General features: G+C 39.5%; 25 protein-coding genes, 3 tRNA genes and 2 pseudogenes. 18 read left to right on the top strand and 12 right to left on the bottom strand.

Annotated features, from left to right (window positions below; translation table 11 throughout):
* Position 1: 1 nt before the first annotated feature.
* Together ACMUMJ_RS10315 and ACMUMJ_RS16880 are read right to left on the bottom strand one after the other, a co-directional pair.
* Positions 2–853, bottom strand: coding sequence for a fatty acid desaturase (locus tag ACMUMJ_RS10315; protein WP_414678745.1), 852 nt, complete (start codon positions 851–853; stop codon positions 2–4).
* A 15-nt stretch (positions 854–868) separates the two neighbouring features.
* Positions 869–1,111 carry a HalD/BesD family halogenase gene (locus tag ACMUMJ_RS16880; protein ID WP_527195820.1) on the bottom strand — a complete coding sequence of 81 codons (243 nt, stop codon included), beginning with the start codon at positions 1,109–1,111 and terminating at the stop codon, positions 869–871.
* Here ACMUMJ_RS16880 and ACMUMJ_RS10310 point away from each other — a divergent pair.
* Both ACMUMJ_RS10310 and ACMUMJ_RS10305 read left to right on the top strand, forming a co-directional pair.
* Positions 1,065–1,505, top strand: a pseudogene (locus ACMUMJ_RS10310) (LysR substrate-binding domain-containing protein); the annotation flags it as partial. The gene ACMUMJ_RS16880 and the pseudogene ACMUMJ_RS10310 overlap by 47 nt on opposite strands.
* Positions 1,506–1,654: 149 nt before the next feature.
* Positions 1,655–1,834, top strand: a pseudogene (locus ACMUMJ_RS10305) (IS5/IS1182 family transposase); the annotation flags it as partial.
* 66 nt (positions 1,835–1,900) lie between these two features.
* Here ACMUMJ_RS10305 and fdxA read toward each other — a convergent pair.
* The 3 genes from fdxA to ACMUMJ_RS10290 all read right to left on the bottom strand — a co-directional run bounded on the left by fdxA (position 1,901) and on the right by ACMUMJ_RS10290 (position 5,820).
* Positions 1,901–2,224, bottom strand: coding sequence for a ferredoxin FdxA (fdxA, locus tag ACMUMJ_RS10300; RefSeq protein WP_414678744.1), 324 nt, complete (start codon positions 2,222–2,224; stop codon positions 1,901–1,903).
* Positions 2,225–2,348: 124 nt separating this feature from the next.
* Positions 2,349–4,961, bottom strand: coding sequence for a DNA mismatch repair protein MutS (mutS, locus tag ACMUMJ_RS10295; RefSeq protein ID WP_414678808.1), 2,613 nt, complete (start codon positions 4,959–4,961; stop codon positions 2,349–2,351).
* 211 nt (positions 4,962–5,172) lie between these two features.
* The gene (locus ACMUMJ_RS10290) at positions 5,173–5,820 is read right to left on the bottom strand and encodes a hypothetical protein (protein ID WP_414678743.1); all 648 of its coding nucleotides are present in this window, start codon (positions 5,818–5,820) and stop codon (positions 5,173–5,175) included.
* Positions 5,821–5,976: 156 nt separating this feature from the next.
* On the opposite strand from ACMUMJ_RS10290, the gene ACMUMJ_RS10285 reads away from it, so the two are divergent.
* The 4 genes from ACMUMJ_RS10285 (at position 5,977) to ACMUMJ_RS10270 (ending at position 8,620) form a co-directional block, all read left to right on the top strand.
* The gene (locus ACMUMJ_RS10285) at positions 5,977–6,357 is read left to right on the top strand and encodes a helix-turn-helix domain-containing protein (RefSeq protein WP_414678742.1); all 381 of its coding nucleotides are present in this window, start codon (positions 5,977–5,979) and stop codon (positions 6,355–6,357) included.
* A 228-nt stretch (positions 6,358–6,585) separates the two neighbouring features.
* Complete coding sequence (locus tag ACMUMJ_RS10280) at positions 6,586–7,074, top strand: CinA family protein (protein WP_414678741.1); 489 nt, start codon at positions 6,586–6,588, stop codon at positions 7,072–7,074.
* A gap of 95 nt (positions 7,075–7,169) precedes the next feature.
* Entirely contained in the window at positions 7,170–8,213 is a 1,044-nt protein-coding gene (gene recA / locus ACMUMJ_RS10275) for a recombinase RecA (protein WP_414678740.1), read from the top strand.
* A gap of 158 nt (positions 8,214–8,371) precedes the next feature.
* A complete protein-coding gene (locus ACMUMJ_RS10270) occupies positions 8,372–8,620 on the top strand; it encodes a hypothetical protein (RefSeq protein ID WP_414678739.1) in 249 nt (82 codons plus the stop codon).
* A 77-nt stretch (positions 8,621–8,697) separates the two neighbouring features.
* Here ACMUMJ_RS10270 and ACMUMJ_RS10265 read toward each other — a convergent pair whose 3' ends face one another.
* The 6 genes from ACMUMJ_RS10265 to ACMUMJ_RS10240 all read right to left on the bottom strand — a co-directional run bounded on the left by ACMUMJ_RS10265 (position 8,698) and on the right by ACMUMJ_RS10240 (position 14,188).
* Positions 8,698–9,984 (bottom strand): DUF4910 domain-containing protein, encoded by a 1,287-nt coding sequence (locus tag ACMUMJ_RS10265; RefSeq protein WP_414678738.1) that lies wholly within the window; start codon positions 9,982–9,984, stop codon positions 8,698–8,700.
* Positions 9,985–10,054: 70 nt separating this feature from the next.
* On the bottom strand, positions 10,055–10,855 hold the full coding sequence (locus ACMUMJ_RS10260; protein ID WP_414678737.1) for an AAC(3) family N-acetyltransferase: 801 nt from the start codon (positions 10,853–10,855) through the stop codon (positions 10,055–10,057).
* A 4-nt stretch (positions 10,856–10,859) separates the two neighbouring features.
* Positions 10,860–11,081 (bottom strand): acyl carrier protein, encoded by a 222-nt coding sequence (locus tag ACMUMJ_RS10255; RefSeq protein WP_414678736.1) that lies wholly within the window; start codon positions 11,079–11,081, stop codon positions 10,860–10,862.
* A 10-nt stretch (positions 11,082–11,091) separates the two neighbouring features.
* A complete protein-coding gene (locus ACMUMJ_RS10250) occupies positions 11,092–12,882 on the bottom strand; it encodes an HAD-IIIC family phosphatase (RefSeq protein ID WP_414678735.1) in 1,791 nt (596 codons plus the stop codon).
* Complete coding sequence (locus tag ACMUMJ_RS10245) at positions 12,879–13,295, bottom strand: VOC family protein (RefSeq protein WP_414678734.1); 417 nt, start codon at positions 13,293–13,295, stop codon at positions 12,879–12,881. Before ACMUMJ_RS10245 ends, ACMUMJ_RS10250 begins: the two co-directional genes overlap by 4 nt.
* Complete coding sequence (locus tag ACMUMJ_RS10240; RefSeq protein ID WP_414678733.1) at positions 13,292–14,188, bottom strand: class I SAM-dependent methyltransferase; 897 nt, start codon at positions 14,186–14,188, stop codon at positions 13,292–13,294. Before ACMUMJ_RS10240 ends, ACMUMJ_RS10245 begins: the two co-directional genes overlap by 4 nt.
* Before the next feature lie 460 nt (positions 14,189–14,648).
* Here ACMUMJ_RS10240 and ACMUMJ_RS10235 point away from each other — a divergent pair, with 460 nt between their 5' ends.
* The 9 genes from ACMUMJ_RS10235 to ACMUMJ_RS10195 all read left to right on the top strand — a co-directional run bounded on the left by ACMUMJ_RS10235 (position 14,649) and on the right by ACMUMJ_RS10195 (position 21,550).
* Positions 14,649–14,843 (top strand): hypothetical protein, encoded by a 195-nt coding sequence (locus ACMUMJ_RS10235; protein ID WP_414678731.1) that lies wholly within the window; start codon positions 14,649–14,651, stop codon positions 14,841–14,843.
* A gap of 35 nt (positions 14,844–14,878) precedes the next feature.
* Entirely contained in the window at positions 14,879–15,361 is a 483-nt protein-coding gene (locus tag ACMUMJ_RS10230) for a hypothetical protein (RefSeq protein WP_414678730.1), read from the top strand.
* Between the two features lie 291 nt (positions 15,362–15,652).
* Positions 15,653–16,729, top strand: a complete 1,077-nt coding sequence (alr, locus tag ACMUMJ_RS10225; RefSeq protein ID WP_414678729.1) for an alanine racemase — start codon at positions 15,653–15,655, stop codon at positions 16,727–16,729.
* Positions 16,730–16,956: 227 nt separating this feature from the next.
* On the top strand, positions 16,957–19,575 hold the full coding sequence (alaS, locus tag ACMUMJ_RS10220) for an alanine--tRNA ligase (RefSeq protein WP_414678728.1): 2,619 nt from the start codon (positions 16,957–16,959) through the stop codon (positions 19,573–19,575).
* A gap of 37 nt (positions 19,576–19,612) precedes the next feature.
* Positions 19,613–20,857: an aspartate kinase gene (locus tag ACMUMJ_RS10215; protein WP_414678807.1), complete on the top strand. Its 1,245-nt coding sequence runs from the start codon at positions 19,613–19,615 to the stop codon at positions 20,855–20,857.
* Between the two features lie 141 nt (positions 20,858–20,998).
* A complete protein-coding gene (csrA, locus tag ACMUMJ_RS10210) occupies positions 20,999–21,184 on the top strand; it encodes a carbon storage regulator CsrA (RefSeq protein WP_191601287.1) in 186 nt (61 codons plus the stop codon).
* Positions 21,185–21,250: 66 nt separating this feature from the next.
* Positions 21,251–21,340 (top strand) — tRNA-Ser (locus ACMUMJ_RS10205).
* A gap of 5 nt (positions 21,341–21,345) precedes the next feature.
* Positions 21,346–21,422, top strand: a tRNA-Arg gene (locus ACMUMJ_RS10200).
* Positions 21,423–21,473: 51 nt separating this feature from the next.
* Positions 21,474–21,550 (top strand) — tRNA-Arg (locus ACMUMJ_RS10195).
* Between the two features lie 169 nt (positions 21,551–21,719).
* Here the strand turns inward: ACMUMJ_RS10195 and ACMUMJ_RS10190 are convergent.
* Positions 21,720–22,679, bottom strand: coding sequence for a tRNA dihydrouridine synthase (locus ACMUMJ_RS10190; RefSeq protein WP_414678727.1), 960 nt, complete (start codon positions 22,677–22,679; stop codon positions 21,720–21,722).
* A gap of 195 nt (positions 22,680–22,874) precedes the next feature.
* Between ACMUMJ_RS10190 and ACMUMJ_RS10185 the strand changes: the two genes are divergently transcribed.
* From ACMUMJ_RS10185 to ACMUMJ_RS10175, 3 genes are read left to right on the top strand one after another with little or no spacing between them, the layout of a single operon-like run.
* Positions 22,875–23,126, top strand: a complete 252-nt coding sequence (locus ACMUMJ_RS10185) for an OadG family protein (RefSeq protein WP_414678726.1) — start codon at positions 22,875–22,877, stop codon at positions 23,124–23,126.
* A gap of 45 nt (positions 23,127–23,171) precedes the next feature.
* The gene (gene oadA / locus ACMUMJ_RS10180; protein ID WP_414678725.1) at positions 23,172–24,962 is read left to right on the top strand and encodes a sodium-extruding oxaloacetate decarboxylase subunit alpha; all 1,791 of its coding nucleotides are present in this window, start codon (positions 23,172–23,174) and stop codon (positions 24,960–24,962) included.
* Positions 24,963–24,976: 14 nt separating this feature from the next.
* Positions 24,977–26,149, top strand: coding sequence for a sodium ion-translocating decarboxylase subunit beta (locus ACMUMJ_RS10175; protein ID WP_414678724.1), 1,173 nt, complete (start codon positions 24,977–24,979; stop codon positions 26,147–26,149).
* Positions 26,150–26,477: the final 328 nt, after the last annotated feature.

Raw genomic sequence — 26,477 nt, 5'->3', positions numbered from 1 at the left:
ATCAAACAAACCAATTGTTGTTTTGCGGCGGCAAAGAGCAGCAAACCCTTGCGAATGATAGTAAGTCACGTTTTTCTCTTCCGGCGGCTTTCTTGTTTTCAAATAGCCACCATCGATGCTCTGTGGTGGTGTATAGAAAGTTTGAAATTTGAAAGCCAAATATTAGCGGTATGAACCAATAGAGTAATATCGTTAGACCATGACCAAACACTGTAAATAGACCAATCACCGAGGTTAGATATACTAAGGCCATTAACCTTCTTAAGACTGGAACATCATTCTTTAAGTTTGCACTTAATCTGTTGTACAGAAATTTTGTGTGGAACCTTGGAGAGACCACTGTAAGAAGAATATTGGTATAGAGCTTCCGTTTGTTTTCTTCAAGGAATAAACCAGCAGAGCTAAGAAAAACAATATCTTCGTCATTCTCATCGCAAGGAGAGCGATGATGGCCTAAGTGCCCTTTTCTGTTTTTTTCATAGGGGGTTCGCAATAGAATAGTTGTTAGGAATTCCCCCAAATATTTATTCCCTTTTACGCTCGAAAATACTTTATTGTGTAGTGTCTGATGAATAACCCATACATCAAGCCGCCTCATACCACCAGCAACGAAGCAAAACCCAAGAAAATAGCCTATTACTCCATACAAACCGCCAGTATCAATTCCAACGTTAATAAATAAAAAACCAACGAGTATCGATATAAAGCCTATAGCAATCACTGTTATTGAATTTTGAGTAAAGTATTTTTTCTCATGTGTAGAAGGTATTCCGCTCAGCCAAGTAATATATGGCTGTAATATTCTAGGGAGAAGTCCATAGAGTTCATCTCTAGGGTTATTGTGTTTGTTCATTTTTAGTTCCATTGATTAATTAGCGAATAGAATGTCATCTGTTTCATGGGTTAAATTTGCTTTCAGGTCATCCAAATTCGCCCATGTCATATTTATGATTAGTCGTTCGTCACCGTTACAGATAAGGGTGACTCGATGGAGGTAATTTTTAGCATTCAACACATATGCATCCCCAGCTTCACATCGATGTGTGTGAACAGGATTAAACTCAAAAAGGTTCCTTAGGGAAGCTGTTGATCCCGTATGCTCTCCATCAATATTGATTGATAACCCTATAAATGAGTTTTCAGATTTGCTAAATCACACGTTATTGCATGATTTGAACATTAGTGATTATGAATCAAGTATGAATTGGAAGAGGTGGTTTAAGGATGAGGTTAGTTATGAAAAAGCTCACGTCAACAATCTGCACTTTGACAATTCTATCTTAATGATAAATGCTGCAGTAGAAGGGTGTGGCATTGCTTTAGGTCGTGGTGCGCTAATAGCACAGTTAATCAAATCAGGTAAGTTAGTTCGCCCACTTAATTTAGCAAGAACTGCAAAGCTAAGTTATTACTCTGTAACTATGGAGGCGTCAGCTCATCGCCCTAGAGTAAAAGCATTTAGAGATTGGGTTCACTCTCAAGCTGAATTTTTGTCTGATAATTAGCTGAGATCAATGATAAGCAGATTCAAACACACAATTGGCAGAGAGATTCAGTACTTATCTAAACGGGATTACCAGCATTGGGAAAACACTCAATATTACATGCACTTAGCGTTTTTTTATCGGACGCATTGGAGTAGTATTACCTTTTGCTTAAAGGTGTGTTGGGTGATGCGGTCAACGTGATCTTAAGTGCCTGTGGTCAAAACCTATGTAAGCGACTCAAGTGGTTTTATTGTGCCCAATATTTTGGTGTATTTTTAAGTCTATTACGGTTAAAAAGGGCATTAGCAGAAGAAGAACATGAAAAAAGTATGACGTTCCACGTTTGAAACGCCATTATTCAGGCTCGACTATGTAAATAGACTGAATGTTATTTTAGTATATTCACATTGTTGTTAGCGTTCTAAATATTCTAACTTATCTTCAGTACCATCCCATTTAGCCGCATCTGGAAGAGCGTCTTTTCTTTCTGTGATGTTTGGCCAGATTAGAGATAATTCACTGTTTAGTTCCACGAATACTTCTTGATCTTCTGGTAGTTCGTCTTCAGAAAAAATTGCATTAGCAGGACATTCTGGTTCACACAACGCACAGTCGATACACTCATCTGGGTTGATCGCTAAAAAATTAGGACCTTCGTAAAAACAATCTACAGGGCACACTTCTACGCAATCAGTATATTTACAACGAATGCAGTTGTCGGTAACGATGAAAGCCATTTGGCTTCTCCTTTATAAAACAGAAAATGAATTGCTGTATATTCTAGTTGTTTAGTCGGTTTGGCAGCAAGTGTTAGAAGCATATAAAATAGATGTATACTTCATTGGTTCAGCTTATATAGGTTTACACTAACTTTTTTAATTTATATAAGAAAGCCAATGCTTCCATTGGTGTCGTTGTATTTGGATCGATATCGTTTAGAGAGTCTTCTAGCTCATTGTTGCGACTATGATTAAACATGTCGGATTGAAAAGGCTCTTGTAATTGGCCCTGACTCTCTTTTTGTTGCGGTTGAACATTAGATTGCATAGACGGCTGAATAGACACATTGGTTAAGGACTCCTGAGCGAGATGACTGTGTTGCTCCAGCTCGGACAGCTTTAAATGCGCTTCTTGAATGACTTTTTTCGGCACACCGGCTAATTGAGCCACTTGTAGGCCATAACTCTGGCTTGCTGGGCCTTCATGGACTTGATGCATAAACACAATGGAGTCTTCATGTTCTGTTGCCGTTAGGTGGACGTTGGTAGCATTACTTAATTCATCCGCCAGTTGTGTTAATTCAAAGTAGTGGGTCGCAAATAACACATAGCAACGAATGTGCTTCGCTAAATAATCCACAGAGGACCATGCCAATGAGAGGCCATCAAATGTGCTGGTTCCTCTGCCGACTTCATCCATTAATACCAAGCTTTGACCGCTGGCGTTGTTGAGAATATTGGCCGTTTCGGTCATTTCCACCATAAAAGTAGAGCGACCACCTGCAAGATCATCAGAAGATCCCATTCTAGTAAAAATGCGATCAACCAATGTTAGAGTAGCGGAATCTGCGGGGACAAATGACCCCGTGTGAGCCAATAAAGTGATTAATGCGACTTGTCTCATGTAGGTGGATTTACCGCCCATGTTAGGGCCTGTAATCATCAGAAGAGAGCGGGATGGGTTCATATGCAAATCATTGGGAATGAATGGGTCTGTTATAACGGACTCAACAACAGGGTGTCGACCCTTTTTAATATCGATGATATTCCCATTGTTTAAAGTGGGGCGTGAGTAGTTTAACCTATCAGCCCGTTCTGCAAGATTACTTAATACATCCAGTTCAGCAAGCGCTTGGCTGGTAGATTGCAATGATTTCAGCAAAGTATTTAGTGAATCAAGCAAGGTTTCATAGAGTTGTTTTTCTCTGGCGAGTGCTTTTGATTTGGCGCTGAGAGCTTTGTCTTCAAATGCTTTTAATTCAGGAGTGATGAAACGTTCGGCATTTTTTAACGTTTGACGACGAATGTACTCCACTGGTGCTTGATCAGAATGCAATCGACTTATTTCAATGTAATAACCGTGAACCCGATTAAAACCTACTTTAAGGGAGTTAATGCCCGTTTTCTCTTTTTCTGCTCGTTCCATCTCTGCCAAAAAATCAGTCGCATTCGAAGATAGGGCGATGAGTTCATCTAATTCGCTATCGTAACCTTTATCAAAAATGCCACCATCGCGAATAACGGCTGGGGGATTATCGACTAAGGCAAGCTCCAGTTCCGCTGCCATGTCATTTTGTTCTTCAATGCGGTCATTGATTTCTTGTAGGCGTGATGTTTCGAATGTGCTTAAATGCTTTTTCAGAGAAGGTAATGCATTGAGTGCGGTGCCTAAGCGAACAAGATCTCTTGGTCGTGCTGATCGTAAGCCAATACGTGATAGCACTCGTTCAAGGTCGCCTATGTCCTTTAGTACTTGTTTTAATGTCTCCATTAAGGGAGACGTCTTTAGATGCTCAATGACGTCTTGGCGATGATTGATTTCCACAATATCTCTGATTGGCTGATGTAACCAGCGTTTTAATAAACGGCTTCCCATAGGTGTGGCACAACGGTCTAAAACAGAAGTGAGTGTATTACTGGTACTTCCTGTTAAATTAATATCAATTTCAAGATTACGACGAGTGGCGCCATCAATAAGAACGCAGTTGTCTCTTTGATCAACAGTAATGGTGCGAATGTGCGGCAGTTCAGAGCGCTGTGTATCCTTGGCGTACTGCAATAACGCGCCTGCGGATGCAATGGCGGCGGTCAGTTCTTCACAGCCAAAGCCTGATAAATCTTTCGTATTAAACTGTTGAATTAATTGTCGGTAGCTTGACTCGTAATCAAAGTGCCAAGGGCCTAGTTCACGGATGCCTTTCTCAAGCTGAATGAGAGAGGTGCATGGGAAGTCTTCAGATAACAAAATCTCAGTCGGAGTCAGGCGTTGTAATTCACTTGTGAGTCCTTCTTCACCCTCAACTTCAAATAAACAAAAACGCCCACTGGCCATATCCAAATAAGAAAAACCAAAGATAGATACGCCTTTGCGAGACTGATGCGCCAATGATAGTAATAGATTTTCTTTTCTTTCTTCAAGGAAAGCCTCATCACTCAATGTTCCAGGTGTAACAATGCGGGCAACTTGTCTGTCTACGGGGCCCTTACTAGTTGAGGGATCGCCAACTTGTTCACAAACAACGACGGACTCTCCCAGTCTGACTAAGCGGGCAATGTAGTTTTCGGCGGCATGAAAAGGAATGCCTGCCATTGGAATGGGCTTGCCGCCGGAATGTCCCCTACTTGTTAAGGTGATATCAAGTAATCTCGCTGCTTTCTTGGCATCATCATAAAAAATTTCATAAAAATCACCCATTCGGTAGAAAAGTAATTGGTTTGGGTGTTGTGATTTAAGGCCAAAATACTGGCGCATCATAGGAGTATGAGATGGAGATGAGTCGTTGTTTTTCACGGTGATTATTCGGCCCGAAGCAATGGTTTTATGCAAGATTGAGAGGGCTGTTGTTGATCAATGAGCGAAAAGTAAATCACAGCAACAGCAAAGCCAAAGAGTAACAAATCTTACCTTGATAGAACAATCTTTGACGCTTTTTATTCAAATAAACACATTGATAAAATGGTGTTCTTCACGTGTCACTCTTTGTAATGACAGAGTATTTAAAGAAGCGATTAATTTCATGATTAACTAATGGCACCTGATTGTTTTCGATCGGAGTTTTAAGCAGTTTTAAGCAAGGCTGTATGAGTTTTATTAGGGTGCTTCTGTTGTTTTGTAATTGATTGAGTGGAACGCTAAAAAACCAATCCTGATAAGGGGGATGAGATTTTTTCCAGTAAAAAAAGCGTTGATTAATGGATGTGATGGATTCTCTTGGGTCATGAATGAGAGCGATATCAAATGTGTTTTCACAAGAAAGAGTCATATCACTAAAAAAGACATGTACCAAAGGGTCTGTGTTGTTAATCCACGGACTGTTTAGGCCCACTCCATATAGACTGATTTGAATGTTTAAAAAGAACGTGGTGTTTGAGTGTGATCGATAAACAATAGGTAATGATAAATAGGTGTCTTGGTAAAACCAATTGGAACTGTTTTCTCGGTCTGAATAGGACCAAGGAAGCCGTCTTAAGTGCTTTTGTGTGCACTCTTCTTTATCCATCATATTGGTAAGTAAAGATTCTATGTTATGGGTTAACTGATTGATTTGATGGCCAACACATTGGAATCGTTTTATGCAATGATAAAGTGAAGGTGATGTTGGTAAAGAATGCATAATGAATGTCCTTATAGTTTGAATGTAGACTTCTTGTCTAGAATTACTCTTTTAATCGTATTAATGTAGTTTTTACTCTTTTATTGATGTTCTTTCAAGAGTAAAAAATCTCCAAAATTCCACTTAATGACAATTATGGTTTATCTAAGTGGGAATATGTCAAAACTTTCAGTTACAGAGATAGATGTTAGCATCGGGCTGCGTATTCAATTGAGACGAAAAGAGTTGCAGTTAACGGCTGCGTATTTGTCTGAAAAAATTGGTATATCTCAGCAACAATTGTCCCGTTATGAAAGAGGGATGAATAAAATTAATGTGAGTCATTTGTTTGCTATCTCTGTGTGCTTAGAGACCCCTATTTCTTGGTTTTTTCTAGAGTGCGAAATAAATACTGCAAATAAAGTTTCTAATACAGTGGCGCCTTATGTCACCGTCCAAGATGCGGATTTACAGGTAAGACTGCATCAGGTTTGGACAACTTTATCCCGTGATCAGCAACGCAAGCTGATCTCTCTTCTTGATTCATTTTCTCTTTGATGTCATATGTTTTTATAAAAGCATTTCTGATAGCCTTCAATTAGATTGAGGCCTTTGCACGAAGTCATGAGCGACGATAAGGCGAGGCAAAAACAGACGAAAAAGCGGAGTGTATGCGTCATAAATGCGCATATTTGAGTCTATTTTTAACAAAGTCTTAACAAGCGCAGTAGTCGTGCAAAAGTCTCAGATTAGGTATTTTAGATTGTTTTTAAGCAAGGGTTCTTTGTGATTATATCGACTGAGATAGAAAAACTGGTTAAACAGGTTGCAGAGCAACTTATTGAACAAAATTATCAATTAGCCACGGCAGAATCCTGTACTGGTGGTCTTATCGGTGCCGTATGTACCGATTTGGCTGGCAGTTCAAGTTGGTTTCAATGCGCTTTAGTTACTTATTCAAATGAGGCTAAGCAAACGCTTTTGGGAGTGAAATCTGAAACTTTGATGCGGTATGGGGCTGTTTCATCTCAAACGGTGAGAGAGATGTGCGCTGGCGTGTTAAAGCAAAGGGCCGATGTTGCGATTGCCGTCAGTGGTATCGCTGGACCTAGCGGAGCGACAGGCGATAAGCCAGTTGGAACAGTGTATATTGGGTGGCAAAAAAAAGGTGACACAGCCATTGTAGCCCATTTTAATTTTGATGGTGATCGATCGACAGTGCGCCAACAAGCTACCGAAGAAGCCTTAAAAGGAATGCTTCAATTGCTAAAATAAAAATACTGGTTTTTTATACAGTATTTTCTTGAGCTGGTTCTAAAAACAGGGTAAAGTTTGCCTTATACACTTATTGATTTTTGAAGGGCTATATTATGTCATCAACAGCAGATAACAAGAAAAAAGCATTAGACGCCGCGTTAACACAAATTGAACGTCAATTCGGTAAAGGCGCAATCATGAAAATGGGTGAGGGTGCTCGCCTTAATATTGAAACTGTTTCTACCGGTTCTTTAGGTCTAGACATTGCTTTAGGTGCAGGTGGTCTACCGTTTGGAAGAATTTGTGAAATTTACGGCCCTGAGTCTTCTGGTAAAACAACGTTAACACTGAGTGTTATTGCTGAAGCACAAAAACAAGGAAAAACCTGTGCATTTATTGATGCTGAGCATGCGTTAGACCCAAATTATGCTGAAAAATTGGGTGTGAATATCAATGACTTATTGGTTTCTCAACCTGATACTGGCGAGCAAGCACTTGAAATTGTTGACATGTTAGTGCGTTCTAACAGCGTTGATGTGATCATCGTTGATTCTGTTGCAGCCTTAGTGCCTAAATCAGAAATTGAAGGTGATATGGGGGACTCCTCTGTTGGTGTTCAAGCGCGTTTATTGTCTCAGGCAATGCGTAAACTGACTGGATCGATTAAAAATGCAAACTGCTTGGTTATCTTTATCAACCAAATCCGTATGAAAATCGGTGTCATGTTTGGATCTCCTGAAACAACAACAGGAGGTAACGCTTTAAAATTCTACAGCTCTGTGCGTTTGGACATTCGACGTATAGGTTCTGTTAAGCAAGGCGATGAAGTGGTTGGCAATGAAACTCGTGTTAAAGTTGTCAAAAATAAAATAGCACCACCTTTTAAGCAGACTGAATTTCAGATTATGTATGGTGCTGGTATTTACCGCATGGGTGAAATTATTGATTTGGGTGTCAAGCAAGGGTTTGTTGATAAAGCGGGTGCTTGGTATGCTTATGGTGGCAGTAAAATTGGTCAAGGTAAGGCAAATGCTGCACAGTATTTAACGGATAACCCTGCGATAGCAGAAGAAATTGAAGCAAAAATACGTGCTGATTTGCTTGCTCCGCCAGTTCCAAAAGAAGATGCAGATGAGAAAGACGATTTAGAGTTGTAAAATCTATTTTTTTGATTGTATTATAAAAAAGCAGGACAGTGTCCTGCTTTTTTATGGGTAATATCTTGTCATTAAAGTAAGCGCCCATCCAACCCTATCTATTTATGACTGACTTCAATTTGTAATCTTCTCGCTTCTTATTATCCAAAGAGCATGCCATGACGACCTATTGCAAGTACAATGGGCCTGAATTATTTGAGGACTTCGAGCTGTCTGAATTAACTCAAACGAAGTTTTGCAAACAGCGCAGCATCAATCCCAAATACTTCAATATAAAATTCAATCAACTATGTGAATCGAAATTTGATTGTTATGTGTGGTTTGCTGGACGCTTACAAAAGAACATGAAAAAAGCATGGCGTTCTACGTTTGAAACGCCATTATTCAGGCTCGACTATTTAGAGTAGTGCATCTGGGGTGAGTCCATCCCATTGTTTACTTTTGCTTGACTATTTTGGTTTGTGCCAGTGAAAATGCATAGCTCTTATCCTTCACTCAATTCAAGAATCCCTTCGCTTTTTAGTTTATCAATAGTTTCTTGAAGTGCCCATAAAGGAGTATTTATTTTATCTGCTATTTCTAAATTACTTAACTTTCCATCAGTGTAGGCTAAATAGTTCATCATATCTCTTACCTCACTTCCACTACTTTTGGTGCTAACTGTTGGGTACAATCCTCTTTTCCCTAACTGTGGTTCACAAAGGGTGGTCGAGCGTAGGATCTCGTTATGTTCAAGGCACTTTATTGTTCTTTGTACCACGTCGTAGCCCCCAAATAATCCTTTTTCGGTAACCAAATTTAGATCATCTAGGGACGTATGGTACTCAGGATAACTGCCATATTTAGTTCGCATTATCGAGCAAACAGGAAGGTCTATACCTGGGCTGCAATATTGACGTTCATCGCTACCTCTTGTCAAATAGCTATGCGTTACAAAATCAGGGTGTAAATTACTTAAAACATGGAGAACGGACTTGTCAGCCAGTGTGTTACCGAGCCTTGATGGTAAGTATGAATAAGATCTCTCATCCCCTATACAGGTAAGGTTGAATCCTGCAACGATGTTTTTCTTCATTTCTTTATAGTTTCGACTCAAATAGGTAATAGAGCCAATAGTTTCGGGGATAATAACGATGCGATAGGTGTATTTTCTTTTTTTCAATCCAGCTAACCATTTTGCTATAAATGTTGCTACGATTGGCCCTGAAAGTTCATTATTAGCCATTGAGGGATGGCAAAGGTAACTTGATATAAAAATTTCTTTCTGTGACTCCCCTGGGATGATTAATTCTCCGTAAGTAAGAGAGCCATTCTTCAATTCACTGTCTATAAATACCCGATAATCTCCAGGGACTAATTTATCTCTTTCTATTTGGCTAATGCAAAATCCCCAGCGTTCCTTGTAATATGAAGTTATATATGGAACCGCATCAGGCTGCTCTGGAAGTGAATAAAGGTGTTGTTGTAATGCTTCAAGTGAAATTACTTGATCTACAGGGGATGAATATCCCATAACATGCAGGTTTAACTGCTGAAAATCACAAATTTTTTCACCTTTAGGGTTAATAATATAAGCATCTGTGATATTCCATTCTTTAGGTACTTCCCAGTCAAAGCATTTAGTACCTGTTGGTACTTCTTTTGTCATTAAATTCGGGAGATGTTTGCCCAGTATAGACAATGATTCTCGAAAACCATTGCCTGTTATGCTTCTACAGATTGGAAACAACTCTCGGCATAAGTGATGCATTTCTGCGCCTAAATTATGCATATATCCTTCCTTTTAAATCTTTATTATTAATATGGTGAGCTAAATAGCTAACAACGAAAAATTAGTAACGTTATCCATTTTTGGGGTTTTCATTATGAGCAATAAAGCTTTCACTATTTCCTTGAACCAAACACCATTGATCTTGTTTAATTAAATTCTCGGCAAGTTTATACAGTTGGGCTAATGGTGCTGCATAAACTTGCCCTAGCCCAAGCGAGGCTTGTGAAGTGATGCCTCTTTTTAAACTTTCGTTGTGTAGTAAGCTACAATCAGCAACGCAGCACTCATTTAGATGTCTAACGTAATAATCCCATTCAATGGGTATACGTTCATTTTCTAAAATGCATGTTCCAGAAAATACTTTGTCGAAGCGGTATGGAACATTCAAAGTTCTTTCTAGGTAATGAATGGGCGTAAAGCAGAAAAATGATATCCCAATATTACAAACTTTAGCGTTTGCCTTTAACAATCTTTCATATACACAGTCTTCACCAAAACTAGACGGTGGAAGCGCCTTAAAAAGCTCTGCGGTATGGGGGCCGAAACCTACTAGAGAAAATAGAGGGTCAATGCTCCTCGCCATTTTGTGCCTTGATATCAAAGCATTGCTAAAAGCCCCTACTTCAGATTTCGTAGTTAGAGGGTCAAAATCTTTACCATTACAAAAACTATAACTATAAGAAGGTGTTAAGAAACTGCCTTCCTCACCGATTACTTCTTTCATTGCACTAATAAAAGTGTCAACGACATCACTTTGACAGAGCCCAAGCTCTAGTAATGATATATGGCTAAAAACCACATCGCCTTTACTAATCTCTAGTGAACGTAATGAATCTACAATACAATTTTTTGTGTAGTGATAACGAGGCAACTTACTAACCCTCTTGAATTACATCTAATAGCAATTTTACGCTCGTCGTTTCTGATAGTTTCTCGTCGGGTATTAGAATTCCGAATTCGTCTTCTACGGCAAAAATGATATTCATATGTTTTAAAGAATCCCAGCTTTCAACTGTTTGGGAAGATGACTCAATATTAAGTGATTCAGTCGGTACACCTAATACATCACTCAATAAATCTAAAAGTTTTTGTTCCATGTATTCCACCTTATTTAATCGTAGTTTGCCATAAACTTTCAATAATAAAATACGTATCATTATTGTTTTCACAAATATAATTAAGTATTAACTCATATGTGGTTTCAGTATTAGATTCTGATTTAACATTAAAGCCAAGTTCATTATAAAAGTAGGCTACTTGGCTATTTTTTGATGTAGGAAGGTAACTGGCATTCACAACCAAAATTCCCTTAAGTTTAAGTGTTTGTAACACGTTACTTAAAAAAGCTTTTTCGACAGTGCGTCCAAGTATTCGACAAGAAAGTAGGAAGGTATCAATAATTGCAAGATTTTCATGATACGAAACAATAACAACCCCGACTTCTCCCATATAACCAAAACGATCAGATACTTCTAGCAGGACAACATCATATTTATTTGAGTCAATACGTGTTTTTATGTCATCTTCACTATAACGTTTAGTGGTCAGATTAAACTGATTTGTTTTTTGGGTTAGCTGTGCGACTCTGGAGATATTATTTTTAGTCGCTAAAGAGACTTTTAAATGCATCTCTAGTGTTCGAAGGTAATCATCAATATTGTTGGTTTCTTTTGCGTAGCTAATTCTTTCAGATTGCTCCTTATAGCGCTTCCCTCGATTAATATCTTCTGAGGTTATCGATATTTTATCGAAGCAAGTTAGTTCCCTTAGCATTGAATTATATTCAGCTGGCTTTTTTTTATCTAGCAAAATAGTTCTTACCTGTGGTAACTGTTTATTAACTAAGGCTATCTCAAATTCACTGTCGTCAATAAAAACAAGGCTATCTACACTAATGTTGAGTTGTTCTGCAATGCGAGTAAGATTAGATGCTTTATCATGCCAATTAATTTGGTAAATGCTTATATGTTCTTTTTTTAGTAGCATATAGGGGTGGTTGCTCAATACGTCCATAACATCAGTTTCATTATTCTTACTGCATAGAGCAATAATTACCCCTTGATGATGCAAGTCCACTATTGCGCTTTGAAAGTCTCGATAACATGAACCTGGATAGTGAGTTGATAACTTTATTCCCGCTAATCCATCTTCACCGACAACACCTCCCCAAAGTGTATTATCACAATCTAGTACTAAACATTTTTTAGTTCCTCCTTGAAGGCTGTCGATATATCCCAGCATTAGCCGTGCCACACTAATTAATGTGTCTTTGCTGTATAGACATCGATTTATATACCAATATCTCCAATCATAAAAATTTTCGACGCCTATCTGCCTCAATAAAGAATCACTATTTAATAGAATACAACCATTAAATTGGCTTATTATATTAGAAATTTGGAGGTTGATCTTTTTAATAAATTGAGTATGTCCATTAGGCATATTATGGTCATTTATACCGTACGCTGGATTTACTGGTAACTCAAAACTTAGCCAAAAAATCGTACAATTTACATTTAATTGCCTTATGTTTCTGAGCGTACCTAATACTAGATCTTTTATATAATTGAGTTCTTTTTCTCTCTGCTCTTGGGAGAGACTACTAAAAGAATTTAATATTTTTTCACTTAAGGCATGTAGGGGCGATACAATTAAAACAACATCTGTATTTTCTTGTATTTTTTTTACATCAAGGCTGTCTTGAAAAATGTTGTCTAATTCACCAAAAGTTAGTTGAGCTTCATAATTAGATTTTTGAGAAAAATACTTTATTGGAACTTCAATAGGCTCTAATACTATATTTCTTAAAATAGTAATATTAAGAGGTTTCATTTGGCCTGCTTCGTGTTTCCCTAACTGTTTGAGCATACCTGAAAAAGATAAATGAGGAATAGTCATTTATTACCTTCTAAAATTTCAATTAACCCCATGCCTTTGATAAAATAAAAAGCAACAAGTCGGCCTTCAAAAAGAGGGGCTTGCTTTTTATCCGAGACGGTCAGTACGCGGTGGCCGTTGTCTTTAATTTTTTGAATGGAATTGTCTATGTCAACACTTTCGTAACAAGTATGGTAAATTAAGGTATCGTGTGATTTTAATATGTTATCTAAAGGTCCTGCATCTTCTGATGGAAAAATGAGTTCAATATTTGGTTGATATGAACTTGTACACATAATCAAATTAACTTTTTGATTATGATCATAGACAGGAGGGCTTATCGTATAACCAAGGCCTTTTAGAAAAGTTAATGCTCCTTCGCTCTGACGAACAGCCAAGCCTAAGTGATGAAAGCTCAATCCAAAATCGTTCATTTCAACTCTAAACTCATAGCCACATTAACGGGTAATAACTTATTCATAGATTCTTCTAATGTTAGATTGGCATAGGGCACAATCAGTTTAGTTACAACTTTTAGGCCAGCTTTTTCAACCTGAGTAACTAGCATCTCAACCGTATCGTATAAAAAAATATGGTCGATGGCTGGAGAGTTGATGCAGGTTGTTATAAATGCCGCTCCGTTTTTGTTCAATAATATTTTAATTTTTTCTAGAAAAATATCAGGATTTTCAACATGCTCTAACACTTCAGACATAACGATAAAGTCATACTTACCACTAACGGAGCTTGTTAAAAAGTCAGAACACTCTATGGTGTAATCTTGAAAGTCACCAAAATGCTTACTCTGAAGAATATCTTTAGTCATCTCCACACTTGTTGGGCTAATGTCAACGCCTTTATAGCTAGAAAAGCGGCCGTTAATCATGCTTTGCATAAAGTACAAGCCATGCCCCGGGCCTATTTCTAGATACTGTCCAGTGCGATTTTTTACAATTTCTTTTAAGAAAAAATGATGTATAGCTCTATGATTTGGCCATAAAAATGCAGTCAAGGCCAATCCGTACATGTATTTTGTCATGTACTCTTTATTTTGATAAACAGAGTTGGCTACGTCGCTATAATTTGAGTGACGATAGCGTTTATGTCTTTGAAAATAAACCTGTTCTTTGAACATGTCTTTTACGATCAAGTCATATGATTCAGCTAAAAAAGCAATAGATACGCCTTTATCTACGCAATAGTTGAGATAGGCAGTAAAAGTCTTAATGTCATTTGACTCTGCAAGTGGCATATTTTTATCTAGAAATAAAAATTGAAGCTGATTTAACGCTCTAATTTTATCCATTAGCTCTTTAATTAAATTCATATCACTCACTTTAGCTTTCTAAATTGAATTGTTTAAAAGTGATCGGTAAGTTGAGGTTTTTTCGGTTTACTTACCACTGATAAAGTTAACTTCGTTACAACGTTATAGTTTAGTAGCTATAATCCTTCACCGATTGTTGATATCACCACGAGCCCTAATACTTTCAATGTAACAATAACATATATCACTCTATTTCAAATAGTTAGGGGGATGCAGACAAGTGAGTCTAAATATATAGCTTCTATCCACAACAGGCAAATAACTTCTCCGTTATCGTGCTGAAGCGGTGAGCCGCTCCTATTTTCGTGTCTACGAGAATGTTGCTATGCTCCCAGTTCCTAGGCAGTATTTATCTCCGTAAAGTCTTGTTTTTAAAAACTGTATTGGTGACAACTCGTCATTGAATTCATGATCGAACTTATTGTGAATTTGCGACGAACATGCGTCTAACATCCGACTAATGTTGCGTCTGTTTGCTCGTAAGCGCTATGACCGTCTGCATCTAGGGTTAACTTATAATCCTGACTTGATAGAAGCTAACGCCCATTTAGAGTCTTTTATCAATTCAATGAGTAATCCTAATGTTTTAGCTGAGATGGGTTATGGGGTTATTAAAACAGTATCGGATCTAAAAAAATATCAAATGAACAGCTAAAGACGAGTCATGCCCTTCAAAAAGAAAACAAACAGATGAAATTGGGTTTTATTAGTCAGAGAATTCAATTAAGTAATGATGTTCTTATTGTAAGGCTAGAAAACATTTTTTCAGATAGAAGTCGTTCCGTTAAAGATTTAGAGCGCAAATTAGATTCATTGCATAGGGTGCGTTATGATTTGAATGTGGATTTGCTGAAGACAGAAGAAGTGTTGCATGCAAAAGACAAAGCGTTAAAAGAGGGTGACAACTCAATGAACGTTATTGCTGATATGAAGGGGCTGATTGAATCTGATGCTGATACTAGTGAGCAAAGCGAAAGGTTGGGTGAGTTTAAAGCGATGGTTGTGGAATCGCAAGGGTATGTAGGAATGTTGGAGACAAAGTTAGTCAGAGCAAAAGAAGAAAAGGAAGCGTTAAGTGTCTTACTAATTTTGCATGCGTGCTGGGTTGTAATGTTCCCTATGCTTCTTGATGATTTGATTCGACACTATATTCCTCAAAGTATTGATCGTTAAGGTAATTGAGCTCTTTAAGCTTAGTAAGGGTATTTTCAACCCATTGATGATTTTTATACCGTTCAAACAGTTTCATTTTGAGACATAAGAAAGGCGTGTTTTTTTGGAAAAATACGATGTTAATAGGATGCAAATAGCGTGATAGAGGGTGTTTAGTTTAATAATCTATTAAATTTAAGAAATTAAGAATATTTCACTGTATATTAGTTAAAATCCCAGTTCATAATTTCGATTAATAGTGTATAAATATGCCTATCAACTTTACCGTTTATCTCAATCATTGAGGCTTATATGGCTCGTCCACTTATTAAAATAGTTAACCTTGCGTCTATAAAGCATAATTATTTGCTGGCTAAATCCTTGCATCCCGACAGTAAAGCGTTTGCGGTGGTGAAAGCGAATGCTTATGGGCATGGTGCGGTAGCTGTTTCGAAATATTTAGATGACACGGTGGATGCTTTTGCTGTTGCGTCTATTGAAGAGGCTATTGAATTAAGGGCGTCTGGTGTTCAATCTCCTATTATGCTTTTGGAAGGCGTGTTCGAAGCTGCTGAGTGGCATGTGTGTGAGAAGCAGGGTTTTTGGTCGGCAATTGAAAATGAGTTTCAGGCAACGTCTTTTTTAGAATCAGGAGTAACGTTGGAGAAGGTGTTTGTGAAGGTTGACACTGGAATGCATCGATTAGGCTTGAGGCCTGAAGATGCCCCTGACTTAGTCGGTACCTTGCGATCTTCCAAACGTATTGACGAAGTTGTTCTTATGTCGCACTTTTCGAGTGCAGATGATTTAACAATCGAAACAACAGAAAATCAATTAACGTGCTTTAATCAGGTTCGTGAACGATGTGGAAGCATTCAAGCAAGCGTGGCCAATTCTGCTGCCATTTTGAAATGGAGTATACCTAAGGGTGGATGGATTCGACCTGGTATCATGTTATATGGAATCTCTCCCTTTGATGGTATCCGTAATACCGAATTGGGTTTAGAACCTGTGATGACGTTTGCGTCGAAAGTGATTTCGTTGAGAACCATCGAACCGGGAAGGAAAGTAGGCTACTCCGAAAGTTATGAGGCACAAAAAGAAGAAAAAATAGCCACTATCGCTGTCGGGTATGGTGATGGTTACCCCCGTAATGCGATTAATGGTACTCCTGTTGTTGTGAACGGTATTGAGTGTGGTTTAGCTGGGCGTGTATCCATGGACATGATCACGGTAAATGTAACGAATGTCAGAAATGTTGTAATTGGTTCTAATGTGCAATTATGGGGTGATCAGCTACCTGTTGAAAGAGTGGCAACCCACGCGTCTACCATTGGTTATGAACTGGTGACTCGAATGACAGGTAGGCCCAGAATAAAATACATCTAAATTAGTTGGACTGTGATTGTTCAGAAAGCGCTTATATTGCAAATATAGGCGCTTTTTTTATAGTAAAAGAAAAAAAAGCCAAAAAAGAGATGTTTTTTTTTGAAAGTATAGGATGTTTGAGTGTACTATTTTGGGCTTTTATTTATCCATTGGATATATTTCTCGCAAGTGTTAATTGCTCAATCCCCTTTTTTGCTATAAGAAACAACATAGAGTCTTACTTTATTATGAAGAGTTCAGAGCTACGCAAGTCATTTTTAGAATACTTTTCAGGTCAACAACATCAAATTGTTGACTCAAGTTCTTTAATTCCAGGAAACGATCCTACTTTGCTTTTCACTAATGCAGGTATGGTGCAATTTAAAGACGTTTTCTTAGGGCAAGATCACCGTTCTTATACGCGAGCGACAACCTCTCAACGCTGCGTTCGAGCCGGTGGTAAGCATAATGATTTAGAAAATGTAGGTTATACCGCTCGTCACCATACGTTTTTTGAGATGCTTGGGAATTTCAGTTTCGGGGATTATTTTAAAGAAGAAGCAATTGGTTTTGCGTGGGAGTTTTTGACCGATGTTCTGAAGCTGCCTAAAGACAAGCTACTCGTAACGGTTTATGAAGAAGATGATGAAGCTTATGACTTATGGGCCACTAAGATAGGGATCCCTGCTGAGCGTATTATCCGAATCGGAGACAATAAAGGTGCTCGTTATGCCTCGGATAATTTCTGGCAAATGGGTGATACAGGGCCTTGTGGGCCTTGTACAGAAGTATTTTATGATCATGGTGCACATATTTGGGGTGGGCCTCCAGGTTCGCCTGAAGAAGACGGTGACCGTTTTATCGAAATTTGGAATGTGGTTTTTATGCAATATAATCGTTCAGCGGACGGTAATATGGCGTTACTACCGAAACCCTCAGTCGATACAGGAATGGGTCTTGAGCGTATTGCGGCCATTCTTCAAGGTGTTCACAGTAATTATGAAATTGATCTTTTTCAAGGCTTAATAAAGGCTGCTGCTAGTGTTGTCGGGACTCAAGATTTGGCGGCGCAATCTTTACGAGTGATTGCTGATCATATTCGATCTTGTTCGTTTATGATCGTGGATGGCATCGTGCCTTCAAATGAGGGGCGCGGGTATGTACTAAGGCGAATTATTCGTCGTGCGATTCGCCATGGACATAAATTGGGTCAAAAGAGCGCCTTCTTCCATAAATTGGTGGATGCGCTGTGTGTAGAAATGGGGGAAGCCTATCCCGCTTTGAATAAATTAAATGGCCGCATATCGTCTATTTTGTTGAAAGAAGAGGAACAGTTTGCGAAAACCTTAGAGCAAGGGATGCGTATTCTTGATGAAGCTATTTCAGAAATGCCTGCGAATTCTAAGATTATTTCTGGTGATGTTGTATTTAAGTTGTACGACACATACGGTTTTCCGGCTGATTTAACAAACGACGTGGCACGTGAGCGTGATTTAGAAATTGATGAATCTGGTTTTGAAGTGGCTATGGAGGCGCAACGCACAAGAGCGCGTTCGGCGAGTCAATTTACTATGGATATGTCGAGTGTAATTTCAGCGTCTGAAACAGAGTTTACGGGCTACTCTAATTTAGTGGATGATGGTGTTGTTGAGTCGATTATTGTTGATGGGGTGAAGGTGGGCCAACTGCAGGCAGGGCAAAATGCTGTGATTGTCTTGGCTCAGACTCCATTTTATGGTGAGTCAGGCGGGCAGGTAGGAGACAAAGGTTGGTTGCGTGGTAATGGTGCTTTTAATGTTTCTAATACGACGAAGCAGGGTAAAACACATTTACACCATGGTGTCTTGCGTGAAGGTTCTATTGCTGTTGGGGATACATTAACGGCAGCTGTGGATGTCTCTCTGCGTTCTGCAACAGCATTGAATCATTCTGCTACGCATTTGTTGCATGAAGCACTACGGCGCGTGGTAGGTGATCATGTGCATCAGAAAGGGTCTTTGTGTGACTCAGAGCGTCTACGTTTCGACTTCTCTCATTTTGAAGGCGTGACGTCGGTTGAACTTGAGCAAGTGGAAGACATGGTGAATGAACAAATTCGCTTAAACCATGAAGTATTAACAGACATTATGGATGTTGATTCTGCAAAAGAAAAAGGGGCCATGGCTCTGTTTGGTGAGAAATACGATAGCGATGTGCGTGTTTTAACAATGGGGCCAGAGTTCTCAATAGAACTGTGTGGTGGTACACATGCAAAACGCACAGGTGATATTGGCGTATTAAAAATTGTTTCTGAGAGTGGTATAGCGGCGGGTGTACGAAGAATTGAAGCAGTTACTGGCAAGGCTGCGTTTGATTATGTGCGTTCAACCGAGTCAACGTTGCAGAATATTGCTTCTTTGGTAAAAGGTAACTCGGATAATGTATTGGAAAAGGTTACGTCTCTTAGTGAGCTGAGTCGCTCATTACAAAAAGAAGTGGATCAGTTGAAATCAAAAATAGCAGCGCAAGCTGGGTCTGATATCGCGTCTAAAGCAATTGATATTGACGGTGGTAAGTTGTTGGTTGCTCAAGTAGAAGTCGGTGATTCAAAAGATTTACGAGACATGCTTGACCAACTAAAAAGTAAGTTGGAATCTGCAATTATTCTATTAGGTAGTGTGAATGATGGCAAAGTAAATCTAATCGCAGGTGTTACCAAAGATCTTACAAGTAAAGTGAAAGCGGGTGACCTTATTAAAACGGTTGCTCCAATTGTCGATGGTCGTGGGGGCGGTCGACCAGATATGGCTCAAGCTGGTGGTAATAATCCTGATGGATTATCGGATGCATTGGATGCTGCTGTGGCTTGGGTTTCAGAGCGAGTGTAAAAGTGCCTGAATTGGCCATTTAGTGAGTTTAAAAATTATGGCGTTGTTAGTTCAAAAATATGGTGGTACTTCGGTAGGCTCTGTTGAGCGAATCGAAGCTGTTGCCGATCGAGTGCAAAGACATAAAGCCAATGGTGACGAAATTGTTGTTGCTGTTTCGGCTATGAGTGGTGAAACGAATCGTTTAATTGCATTGGCAAAAGCGATTCAAGATGAGCCAGACGCTAGAGAGATGGATGTGCTTGTATCAACAGGAGAACAAGTCACTATTGCTCTTCTGTGTATGGCTCTGAAGAAGCGTGGTATTGACGCGCGTTCTTATACTGGTTCACAAGTACGTATTGAAACCGACAGTTCATTCGGTAAAGCGCGTATTCAAAGTATTGATACTGAAGGTATGAGAGCTGACATTGATGCAGGTAGAGTTGTTGTTGTGGCTGGCTTTCAAGGTGCTGATGCCCAAGGGAATATTACAACCCTTGGTCGAGGTGGCTCGGATACGACAGGGGTTGCGCTTGCGGCAGCACTGAAAGCGGATGAATGCCAAATTTATACCGATGTTGATGGTGTGTACACAACGGATCCAAGAGTTGTAGACAGCGCCCGCCGCTTGGAAAAAATCACGTTTGAAGAAATGCTTGAGATGGCAAGTCTTGGATCAAAAATCCTACAGATTCGTTCTGTAGAATTTGCTGGAAAGTATCAAGTGCCGTTGCGCGTTCTTTCTAGTTTTGAAGATGGTGAAGGTACATTAATTACTACTGAGGAGAATGAAGGTATGGAACAGCCAGCTGTTTCTGGCGTTGCGTTTAACCGTGACGAAGCTAAATTAACATTAAAAGGCGTGCCTGATATTCCTGGTATTGCATCGAGAATTCTTGTGCCTGTTAGTGATGCCAACATTGAAGTTGATATGATTGTGCAGAATGTCTCTGCTGACGGCACGACAGACTTTACATTCACAGTGCATCGCAATGAATTCAATAAGGCTCTTGAGCTATTGGAAGAGATTAAAGACACCTTAGGCGCTCGTGATGTGATTGGCGATGCTAAAATCGCTAAGGTGTCTATTGTTGGTGTGGGTATGCGTTCTCATGCTGGTGTAGCAAGTACTATGTTCAAAGCATTGGCGAACGAGTCAATTAACATTCAGTTAATCTCAACTTCTGAGATTAAGGTGTCTGTTATTATTGATGAGAAATACATGGAGTTGGCTGTTAGATCATTGCACTCCGCTTTTAAGTTGAGTGAAGGTGCTCATCACGGTATAAGCAAAGCTTAAGTGTTTTGCTATAAGTTGCTGAAAAAGATTGGATTAAATTTGATTCAGCAGCTACAATTCGGCTTGTAAGATATGTCTTACTTTATTTGTAAGATATGTCTCTTTCTATAAATGTTAGAAAGGATAATTAAGGAGATATATATGTTAATTCTTACTCGTCGAGTTGGTGAAACCCTAATGGTTGGTGATGAAGTGTCTGTTACTGTTTTGGGTGTAAAAGGTAATCAAGTACGTATTGGTATTAATGCGCCAAAAGATGTTTCTGTACATCGTGAAGAGATTTATTTGCGCATTCAAAAAGAGCAAGGTGAACACGAAGAAGATTAAATTTAATTTTTTTCAAAAAAGCCTTTACAAAACAAATGAGGCATCTATAATACGCCGCACTTGTTTGGAGAGTTGGCCGAGTGGCCGAAGGCGCTCCCCTGCTAAGGGAGTATGGGGTGAAACTCATCGAGGGTTCGAATCCCTCACTCTCCGCCATTAATGCATCCGTAGCTCAGCTGGATAGAGTACTCGGCTACGAACCGAGCGGTCGAAGGTTCGAATCCTTCCGGATGCACCATTAAGCAAGTAATTTTAACGCGTCGTTAAAATGCCATTGTAAAATTTGAGCGCATCCGTAGCTCAGCTGGATAGAGTACTCGGCTACGAACCGAGCGGTCGAAGGTTCGAATCCTTCCGGATGCACCAAATACACTTCTTGCACTGTTTAATGCCCTTTTCATTATGAGTTTATATAGAATCTGAGCGCACCCGTTGCTCGGTTATATAGAATAGCTCGGCTACGAACCGAGCGGTTGAAGGCTCGAATCCTTCCTGATGCATCATTCGAGAAAATCCCTTTCCTTAACGTGCACTTTTACTTTGATATTTTTTCTAGTGTGGTGATGAAGTCGTTAACCGATTGGCTTTGACGTAGTGGCTTTAGATTTTTTTCAATTAAAGAGAAATGATTCTTTAAATTGCCACACCATTGTTTTAGGCGGCCAAGTGTTGCTATCTCATCATAATGTACCTGTAAAATGCTAATGTATCGTTTTAGCAGTGTTTCAAGTTCGTGAGTGTGATCTTGCGTTTTAGCTCCCGCCAATTCGTTCCTTATATCTTGAAAAACAAATGGATTGGCTAATGCGCCTCTACCGATCATGAAATGGTGGCACTGAGTTTCTTCTAGGCAGTGTTGTAATGATGCAGTGTTGATGATGTCGCCATTTGCAATAACCTCCATAGTGCTTCTTTGATTTATTTCTCCGATTCTCCTCCATCGAGCTGGCGGCCTGTAGCCGTCTTTTTTTGTTCTGCCGTGTATAGTGAGTGATTGAGTGCCTGCGGCTTCGATGGCAGCAACATTTTCAAATAATAGTGACTCATCTTCATAGCCAAGACGAATTTTAGCTGACATATGAATTTTTTCAGGGATGGTGTTTTTTATTGCGTTCATTATATTGTTTAAAGTGGTTGGGTCTTGTAGTAGCACAGAGCCTCCTCCATGACCGTTTACTCTTTTGGCAGGGCAACCGAAATTGACGTCAATATGAGTTGTTCCTGAATTGACGGCATTTAAAGCGCTTAGTGCCATTAATTCAGGGTTGCTTCCGAGTATTTGTGTGTGTACTGGGTGATGGTTTGACGTAACTGCGTTTTGTGTGTTTTCAGGTACTAGTCTATGGAATGTGTGGCTCGGAATAGGGTATTGTGTTACTCGAACAAATTCCGAAACAAAGTAATCCATGCCTCCTATTTCTGATAAAAGTTGTCTTAGAGTGTGATCCATTATGCCTTCCATGGGGGCGACGGCAAGTTTAATGTGTGAATGCATTTGTGATTTCTTGGAAGATTGGGATAGTTGAAAATAAACCTAACTGTTATGTATAAAAAATATGAAACTGTTATGCTTTGTGATATAAAAGTGTGCATTAAGTGGTAGATAGCTCGGTGCTTGGATGAATATGATCACAAACACTGAATTCAAACAAGTCTAATAGTTAATATTTAGATAGAGGCTTATGTAGAAATGAATGAGTTGATTCAAGATGGCTTTGGTTTATTGGTCTTGGGGATGGGGTTTGTTTTCTTATTCTTAGTTCTTTTGATCTTTGCAACAAGATTTATGTCGACCTTACTGATCGAATATTTTCCAGAAGCTGTTCCAGTAGCTAAGACGAGTAACGTACCTGCAGGTGATAAGCCAGCTGTACAGGCTCAAGATGAACATTTAAAAGCGGTTATAACTGCTGCTATTCATCAGCATAGAAATAGACGTTAACCATTAATATTTATTCCAAATAAAAATATATCAGGGGCTGATAGTATGACTGTAAACAAGCAACCTCTAGGCATTACCGATGTGGTTTTAAGGGATGCTCACCAATCACTTTTTGCGACTCGTCTTCGTATTGGTGACATGCTTCCTATCGCTGAAAAACTGGATCAAGTTGGTTTTTGGTCACTTGAATCTTGGGGTGGGGCAACATTTGATTCGTGCATTCGCTTTATTGGTGAAGATCCGTGGGATCGCATTCGTGAATTGAAAAAAGCGATGCCAAAAACACCTCAGCAAATGTTGTTACGTGGTCAAAACCTATTGGGCTATCGCCATTATGCTGATGATGTTGTAAGTAAGTTTGTAGAGCGTGCAGCAACGAACGGCATTGATGTATTTCGTATTTTTGATGCGATGAATGACCCTAGAAATCTTAAGACTGCTATCGAATCCGTTAAAGGGATGGGAAAGCACGCTCAAGGTACAATTTCTTATACGAAAAGTGTGGTTCATACTACTCAGAACTGGGTGGATTATGCAAAAACATTGGAAGATATGGGTGCTGACTCAATCGCAATTAAAGACATGTCTGGCATTTTAACGCCTTACGATGCGTTTGAGCTTGTTGGTTTACTTAAAGCCCAAACACAGTTGGAAGTACAACTGCATGCTCATGCTACTTCAGGTTTGTCCGACATGACTATTTTGAAAGCAATTGAAGCGGGTGTTGATCGCGTAGATACTGCTATTTCTTCTATGTCTATGACATACGGACATACGGCAACAGAAACGGTTGTTGCTGCATTACAAGGTACCGATCGTGATACAGCTCTGGATTTGACGCTTCTTGAAGAAATTGCTGCCTATTTTAGAGAAGTACGTAAAAAGTACTCTAAATTCGAAGGCTCTTTACGTGGTACCGACTCTCGTATTTTGATTGCTCAGGTTCCTGGCGGCATGTTGACAAACATGGAAGGTCAGTTAAGAGAGCAAGGTGCTGCTGATAAATTTGATGACGTACTTCAAGAAATTCCTCGTGTACGCGAAGATCTAGGTTTGATTCCTTTGGTTACACCAACGTCGCAGATAGTGGGTACTCAAGCCGTGTTAAATGTTCTGACTGGTGAACGTTACAAATCAATTTCAAAAGAAACGGCTGGTATTTTAAAAGGGGAGTATGGTGCTGCTCCTGCGCCATATAATGCAGAGCTTCAAGCGAAAGTATTGAATGGCGCGTCCCCTATCACTTGTCGTCCAGCAGACTTGCTTTCACCAGAAATGGATATGTTAGAAGCTGAACTTATAGCACTGGCTAAAGACAAGAGTTTAGTATTGGCTGACGCTAAAATTGATGATGTGTTGACTTATGCATTGTTCCCTCAAATAGGCTTGAAATTTATTGAGAATAGAAACAACCCAGATGCATTTGAACCTATGCCAACGGCAGAAGCTGCGGCTCCAGCGACTAAATCTTCTTCAGAGCCTAGTGTTTATACAGTCACTGTTTCTGGTCAGAATTACGTTGTTCAAGTAACTGATGGTGGTGATGTTGAAAGTATTCATAATGCAAGTGGTGCTAATTTAGCCGCTGCACCCGTTGCTGTAGCTGTACCAGCGGTCAGCGGTAGTGGTGAGTCCATCCCTTCACCATTGGCTGGGAATATTTTTAAAGTTCTAGTGTCACCTGGTCAGCAAGTAGAAGAGGGCGAAACTATCATTATTTTGGAAGCTATGAAAATGGAAACAGAAATATCTGCTCCGTCTTCTGGTGTCATTGGCTCTATCCATGTTAAAGAAGGTGATTCTGTGCAAGTCGGCCAATCACTGGTTACCCTGTAGAAGGTTTAAGAAAGATGGAAAGTAAACTTTTAAATTTATATCACGATACAGGTATACACCAACTTGAGTTTGGTCAAACCATGATGATAGTTGTGGGTTTGGTGCTTATTTATTTAGCGATAAAGAAAGGCTTTGAGCCTTTGCTACTGTTACCTATTGGTATTGGTACTATTATGGTAAATATTCCGGGAGCTGGCTTTATGTCCGCTCCTGTCTACGATGCTGTTGGTCATTTGGTTTCTCCGGGTGGTCTTCAGTATTATATTTATCATGGCGGTATTGAAACCGGTTTGTTCCCTTTGCTTATCTTTATGGGTGTAGGGGCGATGACCGATTTTGGCCCTATGCTGGCCAATCCTAAGACCTTGTTACTTGGTGCTGCTGCTCAGTTTGGGATTTTTGCTACCGTTATTGGTGCCGTTTTCCTTGGTGCTACTGGTATCATGGACTTTACTTTAGCAGATGCTGCCGCAATTGGTATCATTGGTGGTGCAGATGGCCCGACGGCAATTTTTGTGGCGAGTCGATTGGCGCCTGATTTATTGGGTGCGATTGCGGTTGCTGCTTATTCGTATATGGCTTTGGTTCCTTTGATTCAGCCGCCTATCATGAGAGCGTTAACGACTCATGAAGAGCGCTCTATTAAAATGGTGCAACTGAGGTCTGTGTCGAAAGCTGAAAAAATTGTGTTCCCATTAGTTGTATTGCTTCTTGTCGCTATGTTTTTACCGTCTGCCGCGCCATTGTTGGGAATGTTTTGTTTCGGTAACTTAATGAAAGAGTGTGGTGTTGTTGATCGATTAAGTGATACGGCTCAAAATGCTTTGATTAACACCGTGACGATTTTCCTTGGTTTAGGCGTTGGTTCTAAAATGAGCTCAGAAGAGTTTTTGAACTTTGAGACATTAGGTATTTTGTCTTTGGGTTTAGTTGCTTTCTCTATTGGTACTGCTGCTGGTATTATTATGGCGAAAACGATGAACCGTTTTGCCGATGTTAAGGTGAACCCTCTCATTGGTGCAGCGGGTGTATCGGCTGTCCCTATGGCGGCACGAGTTGCCAACAAAGTTGGTTTGGAAACAAATAAACAGAATTTCTTGTTGATGCATGCAATGGGGCCAAATGTAGCGGGTGTAATTGGTTCTGCTGTAGCAGCTGGTGTTATGTTAAGTTACGTTGGCGGTTAATCCGTTGTAATGCTTAAGTGTGTTATAATCTTAAAAACCAGTGTGGGAAACATGCTGGTTTTTTTGTGGTTATGACGTAGCTATTATTGGGGGCTAGAGAGTATTAGCTTAAAATGAGTTGAGAGATTGTTGTCCTCTGAAGAGGGAGCAATTAGCTCGGTTGTTTTTCATGTGTTATTTATTTTTTCAAATAAAGTGAAAAAAAGGTTGCACTAAATCTGTAGATCCTTAATATACGCCCTCGCTGACACGGACAAGCACTCAGAACAACGAGTCACAGTCCAACAAGAAGAAAAAACATCGTTTTGATTTTACTTTCTTGTTTCTT

The sequence above is a fragment of the Marinomonas phycocola genome, from assembly GCF_047525455.1.
In the GTDB taxonomy this organism is placed as follows: domain Bacteria; phylum Pseudomonadota; class Gammaproteobacteria; order Pseudomonadales; family Marinomonadaceae; genus Marinomonas.
The sequence above is the reverse complement of the archived record's forward strand: the minus strand, read 5'-3'. Positions and strand labels throughout refer to the sequence as shown.

Coding starts and splice junctions, on each gene's coding strand:
- ACMUMJ_RS10315 (WP_414678745.1), bottom strand. CDS start 853: ATGAACAAACACAATAACCCTAGAGATGAACTCTATGGACTTCTCCCT.
- fdxA (WP_414678744.1), bottom strand. CDS start 2,224: ATGGCTTTCATCGTTACCGACAACTGCATTCGTTGTAAATATACTGAT.
- mutS (WP_414678808.1), bottom strand. CDS start 4,961: ATGATGCGCCAGTATTTTGGCCTTAAATCACAACACCCAAACCAATTA.
- ACMUMJ_RS10290 (WP_414678743.1), bottom strand. CDS start 5,820: ATGCATTCTTTACCAACATCACCTTCACTTTATCATTGCATAAAACGA.
- ACMUMJ_RS10285 (WP_414678742.1), top strand. CDS start 5,977: ATGTCAAAACTTTCAGTTACAGAGATAGATGTTAGCATCGGGCTGCGT.
- recA (WP_414678740.1), top strand. CDS start 7,170: ATGTCATCAACAGCAGATAACAAGAAAAAAGCATTAGACGCCGCGTTA.
- ACMUMJ_RS10270 (WP_414678739.1), top strand. CDS start 8,372: ATGACGACCTATTGCAAGTACAATGGGCCTGAATTATTTGAGGACTTC.
- ACMUMJ_RS10265 (WP_414678738.1), bottom strand. CDS start 9,984: ATGCATAATTTAGGCGCAGAAATGCATCACTTATGCCGAGAGTTGTTT.
- ACMUMJ_RS10255 (WP_414678736.1), bottom strand. CDS start 11,081: ATGGAACAAAAACTTTTAGATTTATTGAGTGATGTATTAGGTGTACCG.
- ACMUMJ_RS10250 (WP_414678735.1), bottom strand. CDS start 12,882: ATGACTATTCCTCATTTATCTTTTTCAGGTATGCTCAAACAGTTAGGG.
- ACMUMJ_RS10245 (WP_414678734.1), bottom strand. CDS start 13,295: ATGAACGATTTTGGATTGAGCTTTCATCACTTAGGCTTGGCTGTTCGT.
- ACMUMJ_RS10240 (WP_414678733.1), bottom strand. CDS start 14,188: ATGAATTTAATTAAAGAGCTAATGGATAAAATTAGAGCGTTAAATCAG.
- ACMUMJ_RS10235 (WP_414678731.1), top strand. CDS start 14,649: ATGTTGCGTCTGTTTGCTCGTAAGCGCTATGACCGTCTGCATCTAGGG.
- ACMUMJ_RS10230 (WP_414678730.1), top strand. CDS start 14,879: ATGAAATTGGGTTTTATTAGTCAGAGAATTCAATTAAGTAATGATGTT.
- alr (WP_414678729.1), top strand. CDS start 15,653: ATGGCTCGTCCACTTATTAAAATAGTTAACCTTGCGTCTATAAAGCAT.
- alaS (WP_414678728.1), top strand. CDS start 16,957: ATGAAGAGTTCAGAGCTACGCAAGTCATTTTTAGAATACTTTTCAGGT.
- ACMUMJ_RS10215 (WP_414678807.1), top strand. CDS start 19,613: ATGGCGTTGTTAGTTCAAAAATATGGTGGTACTTCGGTAGGCTCTGTT.
- csrA (WP_191601287.1), top strand. CDS start 20,999: ATGTTAATTCTTACTCGTCGAGTTGGTGAAACCCTAATGGTTGGTGAT.
- ACMUMJ_RS10190 (WP_414678727.1), bottom strand. CDS start 22,679: ATGCATTCACACATTAAACTTGCCGTCGCCCCCATGGAAGGCATAATG.
- ACMUMJ_RS10185 (WP_414678726.1), top strand. CDS start 22,875: ATGAATGAGTTGATTCAAGATGGCTTTGGTTTATTGGTCTTGGGGATG.
- oadA (WP_414678725.1), top strand. CDS start 23,172: ATGACTGTAAACAAGCAACCTCTAGGCATTACCGATGTGGTTTTAAGG.
- ACMUMJ_RS10175 (WP_414678724.1), top strand. CDS start 24,977: ATGGAAAGTAAACTTTTAAATTTATATCACGATACAGGTATACACCAA.